Annotated in this window: 13 protein-coding genes; 4 read left to right on the top strand and 9 right to left on the bottom strand. The window is 62.7% G+C overall.

What is annotated here, in order from left to right:
• Nucleotides 1-4: 4 nt before the first annotated feature.
• A complete protein-coding gene (gene guaD, locus ACWBU6_RS18235; protein WP_452644815.1) occupies nucleotides 5-1,306 on the top strand; it encodes a guanine deaminase in 1,302 nt (433 codons plus the stop codon).
• A 57-nt stretch (nucleotides 1,307-1,363) separates the two neighbouring features.
• Here guaD and pyk read toward each other — a convergent pair whose 3' ends face one another.
• The 5 genes from pyk to gcl are packed head-to-tail and all read right to left on the bottom strand — an operon-like array spanning nucleotide 1,364 to nucleotide 7,532.
• Complete coding sequence (pyk, locus tag ACWBU6_RS18230) at nucleotides 1,364-2,785, bottom strand: pyruvate kinase (protein WP_452644814.1); 1,422 nt, start codon at nucleotides 2,783-2,785, stop codon at nucleotides 1,364-1,366.
• A gap of 28 nt (nucleotides 2,786-2,813) precedes the next feature.
• Complete coding sequence (locus tag ACWBU6_RS18225; protein WP_452644813.1) at nucleotides 2,814-4,085, bottom strand: glycerate kinase type-2 family protein; 1,272 nt, start codon at nucleotides 4,083-4,085, stop codon at nucleotides 2,814-2,816.
• 1 nt (nucleotide 4,086) lies between these two features.
• Nucleotides 4,087-4,974, bottom strand: a complete 888-nt coding sequence (glxR, locus tag ACWBU6_RS18220; RefSeq protein WP_452644812.1) for a 2-hydroxy-3-oxopropionate reductase — start codon at nucleotides 4,972-4,974, stop codon at nucleotides 4,087-4,089.
• A 24-nt stretch (nucleotides 4,975-4,998) separates the two neighbouring features.
• Complete coding sequence (hyi, locus tag ACWBU6_RS18215) at nucleotides 4,999-5,778, bottom strand: hydroxypyruvate isomerase (protein WP_452644811.1); 780 nt, start codon at nucleotides 5,776-5,778, stop codon at nucleotides 4,999-5,001.
• Nucleotides 5,779-5,789: 11 nt separating this feature from the next.
• Entirely contained in the window at nucleotides 5,790-7,532 is a 1,743-nt protein-coding gene (gene gcl / locus ACWBU6_RS18210; protein ID WP_452644810.1) for a glyoxylate carboligase, read from the bottom strand.
• A gap of 126 nt (nucleotides 7,533-7,658) precedes the next feature.
• On the opposite strand from gcl, the gene ACWBU6_RS18205 reads away from it, so the two are divergent.
• The gene (locus ACWBU6_RS18205; RefSeq protein ID WP_452644809.1) at nucleotides 7,659-8,627 is read left to right on the top strand and encodes a LysR family transcriptional regulator; all 969 of its coding nucleotides are present in this window, start codon (nucleotides 7,659-7,661) and stop codon (nucleotides 8,625-8,627) included.
• Here ACWBU6_RS18205 and ACWBU6_RS18200 read toward each other — a convergent pair.
• The 3 genes from ACWBU6_RS18200 to ACWBU6_RS18190 form a co-directional block, all read right to left on the bottom strand.
• On the bottom strand, nucleotides 8,557-9,516 hold the full coding sequence (locus ACWBU6_RS18200; protein ID WP_452644808.1) for a hypothetical protein: 960 nt from the start codon (nucleotides 9,514-9,516) through the stop codon (nucleotides 8,557-8,559). The two genes, ACWBU6_RS18205 and ACWBU6_RS18200, sit on opposite strands and share 71 nt — an antisense overlap.
• Before the next feature lie 74 nt (nucleotides 9,517-9,590).
• Nucleotides 9,591-10,469 carry a flagellin N-terminal helical domain-containing protein gene (locus tag ACWBU6_RS18195; protein WP_452644807.1) on the bottom strand — a complete coding sequence of 293 codons (879 nt, stop codon included), beginning with the start codon at nucleotides 10,467-10,469 and terminating at the stop codon, nucleotides 9,591-9,593.
• Between the two features lie 173 nt (nucleotides 10,470-10,642).
• Nucleotides 10,643-12,259: an electron transfer flavoprotein-ubiquinone oxidoreductase gene (locus tag ACWBU6_RS18190; protein WP_452649580.1), complete on the bottom strand. Its 1,617-nt coding sequence runs from the start codon at nucleotides 12,257-12,259 to the stop codon at nucleotides 10,643-10,645.
• 211 nt (nucleotides 12,260-12,470) lie between these two features.
• Between ACWBU6_RS18190 and ACWBU6_RS18185 the strand changes: the two genes are divergently transcribed.
• On the top strand, nucleotides 12,471-13,247 hold the full coding sequence (locus ACWBU6_RS18185) for an SDR family oxidoreductase (protein WP_090436401.1): 777 nt from the start codon (nucleotides 12,471-12,473) through the stop codon (nucleotides 13,245-13,247).
• Nucleotides 13,248-13,302: 55 nt separating this feature from the next.
• Here the strand turns inward: ACWBU6_RS18185 and ACWBU6_RS18180 are convergent, their stop codons facing one another.
• Complete coding sequence (locus ACWBU6_RS18180; RefSeq protein ID WP_452644806.1) at nucleotides 13,303-13,848, bottom strand: LuxR C-terminal-related transcriptional regulator; 546 nt, start codon at nucleotides 13,846-13,848, stop codon at nucleotides 13,303-13,305.
• A gap of 82 nt (nucleotides 13,849-13,930) precedes the next feature.
• On the opposite strand from ACWBU6_RS18180, the gene ACWBU6_RS18175 reads away from it, so the two are divergent.
• Nucleotides 13,931-14,629 carry a CoA transferase subunit A gene (locus ACWBU6_RS18175; protein ID WP_452644805.1) on the top strand — a complete coding sequence of 233 codons (699 nt, stop codon included), beginning with the start codon at nucleotides 13,931-13,933 and terminating at the stop codon, nucleotides 14,627-14,629.

Below are 14,629 nucleotides of genomic sequence, written 5' to 3'. Positions count from 1 at the left end.
CGTGATGACTACTTTGAAAGCTTTCCGGGCCAGTATCCTTCATTTCACGGCAGATCCGGCCTTTGCACCCAACGCGCATGCGTGGCACGAGGACGGCCTGCTGCTGGTTGACGGCGGCCGCGTGTTCGCGGCTGGCGACTACGCGCAGCTGAAGGACACTTTGCCGCCAGGGATCCAGGTGCGCGACTATCGCGGCAAGATCATCATGCCGGGCTTTATCGACACCCATATCCATTATCCGCAGACGGACATGATCGCCTCGCCGGCACCTGGCCTCCTGCCTTGGCTCGATACCTATACTTTCCCCACCGAACGCCAGTTCAAGGACCCCGTCCACGCAGGAGAGGTGGCTGACTTCTTTGTCAGGGAACTGCTGCGTTGCGGCACTACCACGGCCATGGTGTACTGCACCGTGCATCCTGAATCTGTGGACGCCTTCTTCGCTGCCGCGGAAGCGCGCAACCTGCGCATGGCGGCCGGCAAGGTGATGATGGACCGCCATTGCCCGGACTTCCTGCAGGACACTGCCGAAACGGGCGCGCGCGAAAGCGAGGAGTTGATCCATCGCTGGCATAACAAGGGACGCAATATGTACGCCCTCACGCCGCGCTTCGCACCGACGTCCAGCGAAGCGCAGATGCATATGTGCGGCGAGCTGGCGCGTGCATATCCTGACACTTACGTGCAGACGCACGTGGCGGAAAATACCGACGAAGTGGCATGGGTCAAGTCGCTGTTCCCGGATGCACGCAGCTACCTGGATGTGTACGACAAATACGGCCTGCTGCGCCCACGCTCGATGTATGCGCACTGCATCTGGCTCGACAACGAAGACCGCGCGCGGATGGCCGCCACTGGCGCCGCCGTATCGATGTGCGCCACCTCCAACCTGTTCCTGGGCAGCGGCCTGTTCGATTTCGCAGCCGCCGACCAGCAGAAGGTCGCTTTGTCGCTGGCGACCGATGTCGGGGGCGGCACCTCGTTCTCCATGCTGCAGACCATGAACGAGACCTACAAAGTGGCGCGCATGGGCGGCACCTACCTGCCGGCGCTGCGCATGTTCTACATGGCGACGCTGGGCGGTGCGCGCAGCATGCAGCTCGAAGGCACGGTGGGCAATTTCGCCGCTGGCGCCGAGGCCGATTTCATCGTGGTCGATCCCAAGGCCACGCCGCTGCTGGAGCGCCGCACAACGCGCTGCGACAGCCTGGAGGAATTGCTGTTCGCCCTGGCTTTGCTGGGCGACGACCGCGCCATTTCGGCCACCTACGCGGCCGGCGCCCAGGTGCATCAACGCGGCGAGTAAAAAAAGACGCCGGTTGGAGGACCGGCGTTAAAAGAGAAAGTCTGTACTAATGGCTGCTTACTGCGGCCAAATTTCCGCAAGCCGCAGCAGGTTGGTGCTGCCAGGCTGGCCGAACGGGGTCCCGGCAGCGATGGCAATCTGGTCGCCGGCTATGACGAATCCTTCACGCAGCGCAGTCCGGCAAGCCGCCGCCACCATTTCATCGACAGAGTTGACGTCCTTGCTGACGGTGCTGTGCACGCCCCAGGCCAACGCCAGGCGGCGCGCCGTTTCCGGCTTCGGCGTGATGCTGACGATAGGTGCCATCGGGCGTTCGCGTGCCGTGCGCAGGCTGCTATGGCCGGAAGTGGTGTAGGCAACCATGGCTTTCGCTCCCATGATGCGTGCAGCGTCGCGCATCGCCGCGCTGATGGCGTCGCCTTTGTTCGGCAGCGGTGCCTGGTGCTGGGCCTCGATCATGGCTGGATACAGCGGGTCGCGCTCGACTTCGGAAATGATCCGGTTCATGATCGATACCGCCTGTACCGGATAGGCGCCGCTGGCCGATTCGGCCGACAGCATCACGGCATCTGCGCCTTCGTACACGGCGTTGGCGACGTCGGACGCTTCGGCGCGGGTCGGCACCGGCGCGCTGACCATCGACTCGAGCATCTGCGTGGCGACAACCACCGGCTTGCCATGCTTTCGGCACAGCCGCACGATGCGCTTCTGCACGCCGGGTACGCGTTCTGGTGGCAGCTCTACGCCCAGGTCGCCGCGCGCCACCATGATGGCGTCGGAAACGCCGACGATTTCTTCCAGGCGGTCCAGTGCGGCCGGCTTTTCCAGCTTGGACAACACGCCTGCGCGGCCCTGCACCAGCTCCTTGGCCTGGACCACGTCGTCCGGCAATTGGACGAAGGACAGGGCGATCCAGTCCACCCCCAGCCCAAGCGCGAACTCCAGGTCGGCCTTGTCTTTGGCTGTCAGCGCCGGGATCGGCAGCACGGCATCCGGCACGTTCACGCCCTTGCGGTCGGAAAGCACGCCGCCATTCACCACGCGGGTGCGGATGGTGCCGGCGTCGCTGGCCAGCACTTCGAGCCTGATGCGGCCATCGTCCAGCAGCAGCGATTGGCCGGCGCTGACGGCTGCAAACAGTTCAGGGTGCGGGAGGCAAACGCGGGAGACGCTGCCGGGCGCCGGCGCCTGGTCAAGCTGGAACTCGGCGCCCGCATTCAGCGTCACCTTGCCGCCTTCGAACTGCCCGATGCGCAGCTTGGGACCCTGCAGGTCGGCCAGGATGGCGATCGGGCGGCCAAGTTCTTTCTCAATGGCGCGCACGATGCCATGGCGGGCCTGGTGGTCGGCATGGCTGCCGTGGCTGAAGTTGAAGCGGAATACGTCGGCGCCGGCTTCGAACAGCGCCTTGATGGTGGCGTATTCGCTGCTTGCAGGGCCAAGGGTTGCTACGATTTTTGCTTTGCGTTCGCGACGCATATTGGTGTCTCTCTCTATTCTCAGTGATTCAAAGAATCAGGATTGCGCGGAAGTCGTTCACGTTGGTGCGTGTCGGACCACTGACCACCAGGTCGTCCAGTGCGCTGAAGAAGCTGTAGGCGTCGTTGTTGGCCAGCAGGTGTTTGCCGCTGACGCCCTTGGCTTCGGCGCGGGCCAGCGAAACCGGCGCATAGAGCGCACCGGCGTTGTCCTCCGAACCGTCGATGCCGTCCGTGTCGCAGGCGATGGCGTGTACGCCGGTGGCGCCTTCCATCGCCAGCGCAAAGCTGAGCAGGAACTCGACGTTGCGGCCACCGCGCCCGTTGCCGCGCACCGTCACGGTGGTTTCGCCGCCGGACAGGATCACGCAAGGACGCTGGAAAGGCTGGCCGTGCGAAAGGACCTGGCGTGCCATTGCGGCGTGCATCAGGCCAATGTCACGCGCCTCACCTTCAATCCCGTCGGAAAGAATGTACGGCGTGAGGCCGGCCTCGCGCGCCCGTGTGGCAGCTGCTTCCAGTGCATGCTGGGCGGTGGCGACGACGTGATGGCTATGGCCTTCGAAGCGCGTATCGCCAGGCTTCGGTGTTTCGCTGTCGGCCGATTGCAGGTGCGCCAGCACGCTTTTCGGGATGTCGATCCGGTACTTGCACAGGATCGCCAGCGCCTCGGCGCTGGTGGTGGCGTCGGGCAGGGTAGGGCCGCTTGCGATCACCCGCGGATCGTCGCCCGGTACATCGGAGATCAGCAGGGTCACCACGCGCGCCTTGCCGCATGCCAGCGCGAGGCGGCCGCCCTTGATCGCGGAAAGGTGCTTGCGCACGCAATTCATTTCGCCGATGGTGGCGCCGCTTTTCAGCAGCGCCTTGTTCAGCGCCTGCTTCTCGGCCAGCGAGATGCCTTCGGCGGGCAAGGCCAGCAAGGCCGAACCGCCGCCGGAAATCAGGCACAGCACCAGGTCGTCCCCGGTCAGATCCTGCACCATTTCCAGCATGCGCGCGGCGGCTTGCCGGCCCGCGTCGTCCGGCACGGGATGCGAAGCCTCGACCACTTCGATATGCCGGGTCTCGGCGCCATGACCGTAACGCGTCACCACCAGCCCCGACAACGGGCCTTGCCAGTGCCGCTCCACGGCTTCCGCCATGGCTGCGGCGCCTTTGCCTGCGCCGATCACCAGCGTGCGGCCCTTGGCGGGCGGCGGCGGCAGGTAGTCCTGCAGCAGGTTGCGCGGATGGACTGCGCCGATGGCGGCGTTGTACAAGTCGAGCAGGAGCGCGCGTGGGGCTGGGGCGGACGTCATGTTAAGCCTGTGCAATGCGGTGGTTGGACATCAGTTCGATTGCCTGGCACAGCGCAGAGTGGTCGAGGCCGGACAAGCCGTTGGCGGCGCAGGCGTTCATCAGCTCCTGCGTGGCCGAGGTGTTGGGCAGCGACACACCCAGGGCCTTGGCCCCCTGCAGCGCCAAGTTCAGGTCCTTCTGGTGCAGCGCGATGCGGAAGCCGGGGTTGAAGGTACGTTTCACCATGCGCTCGCCGTGCACTTCCAGGATGCGCGAGGAGGCGAAGCCGCCCATCAGCGCTTCGCGCACCTTGGCAGGATCGGCGCCGGCTTTCGATGCGAACAGCAGCGCTTCCGCCACGGCCTGGATGTTCAGCGCCACGATGATCTGGTTGGCGACCTTGGTGGTCTGGCCGTCGCCGTTGCCGCCGACCAGGGTGATGTTCTTGCCCATCAGCTCAAACAGCGGCTTGACGGTGTCAAAAGCTTCCTGCGGGCCGCCGACCATAATCGTCAGCGAAGCTGCCTTGGCGCCCACCTCGCCGCCCGAGACCGGCGCGTCCAGGTAGGCACAGCTCTTCTTGTTGATCTTCCTGGCGAATTCCTTGGTGGCGATCGGCGAGATGGAGCTCATGTCGACCACGATCTTGCCGGCGGACAGGCCGGCGGCGATGCCATCTTCCGAGAACAGGACTTCTTCGACCTGCGGGGTGTCCGGCACCATCAGGAAGATGATGTCGGCGCGCTTGGCCACTTCCATCGCCGAGGTGCACACGGTGGCGCCGTTTTCGACCAGGTTGGCTGGCGGGTTTTTCACGTCGTGCAGGTAGAGTTTGTGGCCTGCTGCCTGCAGGTGGCCTGCCATCGGGCCGCCCATGATGCCAAGGCCAATGAATCCGAGTTTTTGCATGGTACTTTCTCCTCTAGGTTTGTTTTAAGCCGCCAGTTCCTGGCGCCAGCCTAGGCCAGCTTCGGTGCCGGCTTTCGGTTTGTATTCGCAGCCCACCCAGCCCCCGTAGCCGATTTCGTCGAGGAAGTTGAGCAGGTAGCGGTAATTGATCTCGCCTGTGCCGGGCTCGAAGCGGCCTGGATTGTCGGCCAGCTGCACGTGCCTGATGACCGACAGGTGGTTCTTGATGGTGTTGGCCAGCTCGCCCTCCATGCGCTGCATGTGGTAGATGTCGTACTGCAGAAACAGGTTGTCCGATCCCACCGATTCGATCAGTTCCAGCCCCTGGCGGGTGCCCGACAGGAAGAAGCCCGGAATGTCAAAGGTGTTGATCGGTTCGACCAGCAATGGGATGCCGGCCTTCTTCAGTGCCCCGGCTGCGAACTTCAGGTTGCTCACCAGCGTGGCGCGGGCATCGGCATCGGCCACGCCTTGCGGCTTGATGCCGACCAGGCAGTTGATACGTTGGGTTCCCAGCACACTGGCATAAGCGAGGGCGGTTTCCACGCCCTGCTCGAACTCGCCGATGCGGTTCGGGTGGCAGGCGATGCCGCGCTCACCGCCGGCCCAATTGCCGGCTGGGAGGTTGTGCAGCACCATTTCCAGCTTGTGCTGTTCCAGCTGTTCGTGCACCTGCTGCGGCTCGAATTCGTAAGGGAACAGGAATTCCACGCCCTTGAAGCCGTTGCGGGCAGCGGCGCCGAAGCGCTCCAGGAAAGGCTGCTCGTTGAACAGCATGGTCAGGTTGGCGGCGAATTTTGGCATTGCAGTTCCTCTTAAGCGGCGTCGATGATGTCGTTGAATTCGTTGATGGCGTTGATCTCGGTGCCCATCGCGATATTGGTCACGCGCTCCAGGATCACTTCCACCACCACCGGCACGCTGTACTTGGCGATCAGCTCGCGGGCTTGCTCGAAGGCCGGGATGATGTCGTCCGGATTGTGCACGCGGATTGCCTTACAACCCAGGCCTTCGACGACGGCCACGTGGTCAACGCCGTAGCCGTTCAGTTCCGGCGCGTTCACGTTTTCGAAGGACAGCTGCACGCAGAAGTCCATGTCGAAGCCGCGCTGCGACTGGCGGATCAGGCCCAGGTAGGAGTTATTCACCAGCACGTGGATGTAAGGCAGCTTGAATTGCGCGCCGACGGCAAGTTCCTCGATCAGGAACTGGAAATCGTAGTCGCCAGAAATGGCCACGATATCGGTGCCCGGATCGGCCGCACGCACGCCCAGCGCGGCCGGGATGGTCCAGCCCAGGGGACCGGCCTGGCCGCAGTTGATCCAGTTGCGTGGCTGATAGACGTGCAGGAATTGCGCGGCGGCGATCTGCGACAGGCCGATGGCGGACACGTAGCGCGTATTGCGGCCGAAGTACTTGTTCATTTCTTCGTACACGCGCAGCGGCTTGACGGGCACATTGTCGTAATCCGTACGGCGCAGCATGGTGCGCTTGCGGTGCTGGCACTGGGCCACCCAGCCGGTGCGGTCGCGCAGTTTGCCTGCAGACTTCCACTCCCTGGCCACTTCGACGAACAGCTCCAGCGCGTAGCCGGCGTCGGACACGATGCCCAGGTCCGGGCCGAACACGCGGCCGATCTGGGTTGGCTCGATATCCACGTGCACGAAGGTGCGGCCTTCGGTGAACACGTCGACGGAGCCGGTATGGCGGTTGGCCCAGCGGTTGCCGATGCCGATGATGAAGTCGGAGGCCAGCACGGTGGCGTTGCCGTAGCGGTGGCTGGTCTGCAGGCCGGCCATGCCCGCCATCAACGGGTGGTCGTCGGGTATGGTGCCCCAGCCCATCAGGGTCGGGATCACAGGCACGTTGACGATTTCGGCGAATTCCTGCAGCAGGGCGGACGCGTTGGCGTTGATGATGCCGCCCCCGGCGGTGATCAGCGGATGCTCGGCGTCGTTCATCATCTCCAGCGCCTTTTCGACCTGGGCACGCGAGGCGCGCGGCTTGAAGGCCTCCAGCGGGGTGTAGGTCTCCGGATCGAATTCGATCTGCGCCATCATCACGTCGAACGGCAGGTCGATCAGTACCGGGCCCGGACGGCCGGAGCGCATCAGGTGGAAGGCCTGCTGGAATACGCGCGGCACCTGGGCCGGCTCCAGTACCGTGGTCGCCATCTTGGTGACCGGTTTGGCGATGGACGAGATGTCCACGGCCTGGAAATCTTCCTTGTGCAGGCGCGCGCGCGGCGCCTGGCCGGTAATGCACAGGATGGGGATCGAGTCGGCCTGCGCCGAATACAGTCCGGTGATCATGTCGGTGCCGGCCGGGCCGGAAGTGCCGATGCAGACGCCGATATTGCCCGGCGCGGCGCGGGTATAGCCTTCGGCCATGTGGGAAGCGCCTTCGACGTGGCGGCCCAGGATGTGCTTGATCTTGCCGTTCTTTTTCAGCGCAGCGTACAGCGGATTGATGGCGGCGCCCGGCACGCCGAATGCGACCGAAATGCCTTCCTTCTGCAGTACGTGGACAGCCGCTTCGGCCGCCGTCATTTTTGCCATGGTGATCTCCTGATATGCATGCAAAGTCTGTTGTTGATGTTTTGTATGCTATAGGCGATGAGTTGCCCTGATAAGACGATAAAAAATCGTTTCATTCGATACTCTGGGTATGGAATAATCGGAGCCATGGACAAACTGAAGCAAATCGAGGCCTTCGTGGCCGTGGTCGAGAAAGGCAGCCTGGCGCGCGCCGCGCTGGAACAGAGCATCACGCCGGTGATGCTGGGGCGCCGGATCGACGCGCTGGAAAGGCGCCTGGGCGTAAAACTGATGCACCGCACAACGCGCCACCTCACGCTGACGGAACAGGGCAATGTCTTCCTTGAGGATTGCCGCAAGCTGCTCTCTGGCCTGGATATCGCCGAGCGCAATATTTCGGAGGGGCGGCACAAGGCCACCGGGCACCTGATCGTGTCGGCTCCGGCCTCGTTTGGACGCCAGCATGTTGCACCGCACGCGCCGGCGTTTTTAGCCGCCAATCCAGACGTGCAGATATCCTTCAACCTGACCGACCAGGTGATCGACCTGGTGCGCGAAGGCTATGACCTGGGCATCCGCATCGGCGGTGTGATCGACCCCAGCTTCGTGGCGGTGCGGCTGGCGAAAAACCGCCGTGTTGTATGCGGCACACCGGATTACTTCGCGCGGCACGGTATTCCGCGCACGCTGGACGACCTGGCGCAGCACAACTGCCTGGCCTTCAACCTGCAGGGCGGCCAGCAGCGCGGCTGGTACTTCCAGCAAGGCGGCAAGCCCGTGACGGTCAGGGTGCAGGGTAACCTCGATTGCAATGATGGTGAATTGCTGCACCGCTGGGCGTGCGAAAGCCTGGGACTGGCGTGGCGCTCAACCTGGGAGATCCAGGCGCAGCTTGCGGAAGGCAGCCTGATTACGGTGCTGGACGATTTTGCACTGCCCGATTACGACATCATGGCCGTTTACCTGCAGCAAAGGCATTTGCCGGCGAAGATACGCTTCTTCATCGACGAGTTGAAGGAAGTCTATGCGCAGCCGGGATACTGGACTAGGCCGACAGCGCTTGTTCCGGCAAGCGCGGCTGCGACAGGAACACGGCAACTTCCGCCATCGCCTTGAACAGCGCGGCGGTCAGCAGCGCGACCTGCGTGCGCGACGGATCGTTGTCGAAATGGTTGACCGGCGTCAGTTCGCGCATCAGGCGCGCACGCACGATCTGCAGGCCGCATTGGCCGACGATGGTAGCGATGCGCGGCAACAGTCCGCGCATCTGCTGCATCGCTTCGTTGCTGGCGGCGCCGATTTCCAGCACCACGCCAAGCTCGGACGGCTCCATCTGCACCACCACCTTGCCAATGTCGGGCAAGTTCATCTCCAGGCGCAGGGCCACGCGCGGCCGGCGGCGGCGCTGCTCCGGCATCCCTTCGTCCTGGCCTGGATCGCGCGCCACCACACGCAGCGTTAACTTCTCGGCGCCCCAGGCGTAGACGGCGAAACGCCAGGCATCGAGTTCGGACACCAGTCCCGGATAAGGACGCCCATCGCGCAGCACGGGGGGCGGCGGGTCGGCCATGAACAGGCTGGATGGCACATGGCGGCCTTCGTTCTGCTGCTGCAGGGCCGCGCGCTGTTCGCCATAAGTGCGCACCATCACTTGCCATGAGGCGGCCAGCAAATTGGTATCGGGGGTATGCCAGACCATCTGGCGCAAGGGAAACAACTGGTTGGGCTGCATCGACAGCGCTTCCTGCGACAGCAGGGCGCCCATGGTTGCGCCAGCGGCAGCAGTGCTGCGCATCAGCTGGTTATGCTGCGCACCTTCCATTGCCTCGATCAGCGCGCCAACGGAGGCGGGCAGGCCGCTTTGCAGCGCGAACTCGGGCGCGTCGCCCGGCGGCTGGGCAACCGGCGGAACCGGCTGGGCATGGGCCTGGCCGGGATTTTCCCGTACCTGGCGGTCGTGAATGCTCAGGCCCGGATTGGAAGGAGTGACGCGATCGATTGCCATACAAACTGATAGTAATACGGCGATATAAAAAAAGCCAACCGCGCACGGTTGGCTTTTTCAGGCCACCTGCGGAATTACTGCAGCAGGGACAGGACCAGGGAGGACTGGCTGTTGGACTGCTTCAGCATTGCGGTGCCAGCTTGCAGCAGCATCTGCGAGGAGGTCATCTTCGCGGATTCGGAAGCGAAGTCAACGTCCATGATGCGGCCGGATGCGTTCTTGGTGTTGGTCGAGATGTTGGCCAAGTTGTTGTAGACGTGGTCCAGACGGTTCGAGATTGCACCCAGCTTGGAACGCAGCGCGCCAACGGAGTCGATTGCGGCGGTCAGGTTCGCGATCGCGGTGGTTGGGCCACCGACGGCGGTCAGTTCGGTGCCTGGGCCAGCAGCAGGAGCGCCGGTAGTCACAAAGCGGGTCGAAGCGGTGTCGATTGCGGTGGTGGCAGCGTCCAGTTCGGTGTTGAAGTCAGCGGTCATGGTTTCGGTCGAGTCAGCACCGATCTGGAAGGTGATCGCAGCTTGCAGGGTACCGCCAACGCTGTTGAACAGTGCGGTGCCGCCGAACTTGGTGTTGGCGATCACGTTCGACAGTTCGTCGGTCAGGGTGTCGAATTCAGCCTGCATTGCAGTCTTGTCGGCAGCGGTCGAGGAACCGTCGGCAGCCTGGGTTGCCAGGTCTTTCATGCGGTTCAGGATGTTGGTGGTCTCGTCCAGGGCGCCTTCAGCGGTTTGCATCAGGGAGATCGAGTTCTGGGTGTTGCGCATTGCAACGCTCATGCCCGAGGTCTGGGTCTTCAGGCGGGTTGCAATCTGCAGGCCTGCTGCGTCGTCCATTGCCGAGTTGATGCGGAAGCCGGTGCTCAGGCGGGTCATCGAAGTCGACAGGGAATTCTGAGTGCGGGTGATCGAGTTCTGTGCGGACAGGGCCGCTGCGTTGGTGTGAAGGCTCAGCATGATAACTCCTGGGTGGTTGGTTCGAATCGAGCAGCGGGTCTTTTTCTGCGCTCTCAGAAGTACAAGACGACCGTGGGGCCGGGAGCATTAAGTGCCGAGTGGAAATTTTTTTGATTTTTTTTTGCGCCTTGCCAGGGTGACCATGAAAAAGGGGGCCGCAGCCCCCTTGGATCTTACATATTGGGATAGTTCGGACCGCCGCCGCCCTCTGGCGTGATCCAGACGATGTTCTGGGTCGGATCCTTGATATCGCAGGTCTTGCAATGCACGCAATTCTGCGCATTGATCTGCAGGCGGTCCTGGCCTTCGTCGGTCTTGACGAATTCATAGACGCCGGCCGGGCAATAGCGCGATTCCGGACCTGCAAACTTGGCAAGGTTGACGCTCACCGGCACCGAGTTGTCTTTCAGCGTCAGGTGGATAGGCTGGTCTTCCGCGTGGTTGGTATTCGAGATGAACACCGACGACAGGCGGTCGAAGGTCAGCTTGCCGTCCGGCTTGGGATAGTTGATCGGGCTAAAGTCCGAAGCAGGACGCAGGCAGGCGTGGTCCGGGGTCGAGTGGTGCAGGGTCCACGGCGCCTTGCCGCGGAACACGATCTGGTCGATGCCGGTCATGATCGAGCCGAGGTACAGGCCCTTTTTCAGCCAAGGCTTGACGTTACGCGCCACATGCAGTTCCTCGTGCAGCCAGGACTGTTCGAAGGCGGTCGGGTACGCAGCCAGCTCGTCGGCCGAGCGGCCGGCGCCCAGCGCTGCCACCACGGCTTCGGCGGCCAGCATGCCGGACTTGATTGCCGCATGCGAGCCTTTGATGCGGCTCATGTTCAGGAAGCCGGCGTCGCAGCCGATCAGCGCGCCGCCCGGGAACACCAGCTTCGGCAGCGATTGCAGGCCGCCGGCGGTAATCGCGCGCGCACCGTAGGAAATGCGCTTGGCGCCTTCAAAGAAGGTACGGATTTCCGGGTGGGTCTTGTAGCGCTGGAATTCTTCGTACGGCGACAGGTATGGGTTCTCGTAATCCAGACCCACCACGTAGCCGACCACGACCTGGTTATTCTCCAGGTGATACAGGAAGGAGCCGCCGTAGGTCTTGGTATCGAGCGGCCAGCCGGTGGTGTGGATCACCAGGCCGGGCTTGTGCTTGGCCGGATCGATTTCCCACAGCTCCTTGATGCCGATGCCGTAGGACTGCGGGTCCTTGCCCTTGTTCAGGTCATACTTGGCCATCAACTGCTTGCCCAGGTGGCCACGCGCACCTTCGGCGAACAGGGTGTACTTGCCATGCAATTCCATGCCGAGCTGGAAGTCGGGGCCAGGCTCGCCATCGCGCTTGACGCCCATATTGCCGGTGGCCACACCCTTGACTGAACCGTCGTCGTTGTACAGGATTTCGGCGCCGGTGAAGCCAGGGAAGATTTCCACGCCCAGGGCTTCCGCCTGCTGGCCCAGCCAGCGCACGACATTGCCCAGCGAAATGACGTAGTTGCCGTGGTTCTCGAAACACTTCGGCAGCATGAAGTTCGGGGTCTTGAACGCCTTGGTCTCGGTCAGGAACAGCACGCGGTCTTCGGTGACGGCGGTGTTCAGCGGCGCGCCCAGCTCTTTCCAGTTGGGGATCAACTCGGTAAGGGCTTTCGGGTCCATCACCGCGCCGGACAGGATATGGGCGCCGAGTTCGCCGCCTTTTTCCAGCACGACCACGGAAGTGTCCGGGTTCAGCTGCTTGATCTTGATCGCTGCCGACAGGCCAGCAGGGCCGCCGCCAACGATCACAACGTCGTACTCCATTGCCTCGCGCGGGCCGTACTGTTCTACAAGGTTGCTCATAGTGTTTTTATAAGAATGATGGAAAATTCGGTGCTGGAAATAGAACGAGTGTGCTCTTTTTTCCTTGGTATTGCAACGGTGGCGCCATTGTGAGGGCTAATATTAGACGTGGCAATCTAATAAGGAGGTTTTTTGTGTCATCATGTCGGAACGGAATCATAAGGAGTAGCCGGTGGGGATCGAAGTAAATTTTGAGGGCAAAATCGCCCTGATCACGGGCGCCTCCAGCGGTCTCGGCGCCCGTTTCGCCAAGGTGCTGGCCAAGGCAGGTTGCCAGGTGGTGCTGGCTTCGCGCCGCATCGAACGCCTGAAGGAACTGCGAGCCGAGATCGAAGCCGATGGCGGCGCCGCCCATGTGGTCACCCTCGACGTGACCGATTACGCCAGCATCAAGTCCGCCATCGCCCATGCCGAAACCGAGGCCGGCCCGATCGATATCCTGGTCAATAATTCCGGTGTATCAATGACGCAACGCTTGCTTGACGTGTCGCCGGAAGATTATGACTTCGTCATGGACTGCAACCTGCGCGGGGCCTTTTTCGTGGCGCAGGAAACGGCCAAGCGCATGATCGCGCGCGCCAAGGGCGATCCGCGCAAGCAGCACCGGATCATCAATATCGCTTCGGTGGCCGGCTTGCGGGTGCTGCCGCAGATTGGCGTGTATTGCATGAGCAAGGCCGGCGTGGTGCAGATGACCAAGGCGATGGCGGTGGAGTGGGGCAAATACGGCATCAACACCAATGCCATCTGCCCGGGTTACATCGAGACCGAGATCAACGAGGATTACTTCGCCAGCGACCAGGGCAAGCGCCTGATCGACATGCTGCCACGCAAGCGGGCCGGCAAGCCGGAAGACCTGGATGGCTTGTTGCTGCTCCTGGCCGGCGATGAGGCGCACTTCATCAACGGCGCCATCATCTCTGCCGATGATGGGATGATGGCCGGCTAGTTGCCGCTATGCAGGCGGGTCTGACCCTGTGGGTCAGCCCCGGGTTTGCCGGTCTTCAGCGCGCCCCAGCCAGTTTATGCACCAGCTCCGCTGCGGTCGCCGCCCCAAACTTGCGCATCAAGCTGGCCCGATGCATCTCCACCGTCCGTGGCGACAGCCCCGCATCGCGCGCAATCATCTTGCTGGTCTTGCCCTCCACCAGCAACGCCGCAATTTCCCGCTCGCGCGGGGTAAGGGCAGCCGACACCGGCCGCTGTTCCGATACATCCTCAAACGTCCAGATACCTGCACCCAGCGGCTGAGCCGCATCCAGTGCCCGCCCGGTCACATGGCACCAGAACAATTCCCCATTGGCGCGGCGCATAATGCGTTCATCCGAATAGCGCCCTCTGGCATTCATGATCGGGATGATGCGGTCCCCGGTTCGCTGGTATTCATCCTGGGTCGGGTACAAGACCTGGAACGACTGCCCATCCAACGCACCCGCGCCGTAGCCGAACATGGCGGCCAGCGCATCGTTGCCGGCCTGGATCACGCGGTTGTCGGACACGCACATGCCGACCGGGGCGAATTTAAAGATGGACTCGTAATTGATCGGCATTGCGGTATTTCTACGGTATTGAAGTTTGGCCGCGCGTATTCTATCCTCAATCGCCCTCTGGCCATTTGAACAAGGAGACATAATGAACAAGATTTATCCGGATGCCAAGGCCGCCCTGGCCGGCATCGTGGCCGACGGCCAAACCATTGCGGTCGGCGGTTTCGGCCTGTGCGGCATCCCGGAAGCGCTGATCGCAGCCCTGCGCGACAGCGGCGCCACCGGCCTGACCGCGATTTCCAACAACGCCGGCGTGGACGGCTTTGGCCTGGGCCAGTTGCTGGAAACCCGCCAGATCAGGAAAATGATCTCCTCCTACGTGGGCGAGAACAAGGAATTCGCCCGCCAGTTCCTGGCCGGCGAGCTGGAACTGGAATTCACCCCGCAAGGCACGCTGGCTGAAAAGCTGCGCGCCGGCGGCGCAGGCATTCCGGCTTTCTTCACCAAGACCGGCGTCGGCACCATCGTCGCTGACGGTAAGGAGATCCGCGAATTCGACGGCGAGCAATACGTGATGGAACGCTCGCTGGTGGCCGACGTTTCCCTGGTCAAGGCCTGGAAGGCCGACAATTCGGGCAACCTGGTCTTCCGCAAGACCTCGCGCAACTTCAACCCGAACGTGGCCGCTGCCGGTAAGGTCTGCGTGGTGGAAGTGGAAGAAATTGTGGAAGTCGGCGCCATCGATCCGGACGCCGTGCACCTGCCGGGCATCTACGTACATCGCATCGTGCTGAACGCCACCCCGGAAAAACGCATTGAACAGCGCACCGTGCGTGCCAACTAA

The organism is Pseudoduganella sp. HUAS MS19 (assembly GCF_053615455.1).
Note: the sequence above shows the minus strand (reverse complement) of the source record. Positions and strands in the feature narration are given on the sequence as shown.

What these genes read in the sequence shown, in the direction of transcription:
- pyk (WP_452644814.1), bottom strand. Translation starts at nt 2,785, where the DNA reads ATGCGTCGCGAACGCAAAGCAAAAATCGTAGCAACCCTTGGCCCTGCA.
- ACWBU6_RS18175 (WP_452644805.1), top strand. Translation starts at nt 13,931, where the DNA reads ATGAACAAGATTTATCCGGATGCCAAGGCCGCCCTGGCCGGCATCGTG.
- gcl (WP_452644810.1), bottom strand. Translation starts at nt 7,532, where the DNA reads ATGGCAAAAATGACGGCGGCCGAAGCGGCTGTCCACGTACTGCAGAAG.
- ACWBU6_RS18200 (WP_452644808.1), bottom strand. Translation starts at nt 9,516, where the DNA reads ATGGCAATCGATCGCGTCACTCCTTCCAATCCGGGCCTGAGCATTCAC.
- ACWBU6_RS18190 (WP_452649580.1), bottom strand. Translation starts at nt 12,259, where the DNA reads ATGGAGTACGACGTTGTGATCGTTGGCGGCGGCCCTGCTGGCCTGTCG.
- ACWBU6_RS18225 (WP_452644813.1), bottom strand. Translation starts at nt 4,085, where the DNA reads ATGACGTCCGCCCCAGCCCCACGCGCGCTCCTGCTCGACTTGTACAAC.
- ACWBU6_RS18180 (WP_452644806.1), bottom strand. Translation starts at nt 13,848, where the DNA reads ATGCCGATCAATTACGAGTCCATCTTTAAATTCGCCCCGGTCGGCATG.
- glxR (WP_452644812.1), bottom strand. Translation starts at nt 4,974, where the DNA reads ATGCAAAAACTCGGATTCATTGGCCTTGGCATCATGGGCGGCCCGATG.
- hyi (WP_452644811.1), bottom strand. Translation starts at nt 5,778, where the DNA reads ATGCCAAAATTCGCCGCCAACCTGACCATGCTGTTCAACGAGCAGCCT.
- ACWBU6_RS18195 (WP_452644807.1), bottom strand. Translation starts at nt 10,469, where the DNA reads ATGCTGAGCCTTCACACCAACGCAGCGGCCCTGTCCGCACAGAACTCG.
- guaD (WP_452644815.1), top strand. Translation starts at nt 5, where the DNA reads ATGACTACTTTGAAAGCTTTCCGGGCCAGTATCCTTCATTTCACGGCA.
- ACWBU6_RS18205 (WP_452644809.1), top strand. Translation starts at nt 7,659, where the DNA reads ATGGACAAACTGAAGCAAATCGAGGCCTTCGTGGCCGTGGTCGAGAAA.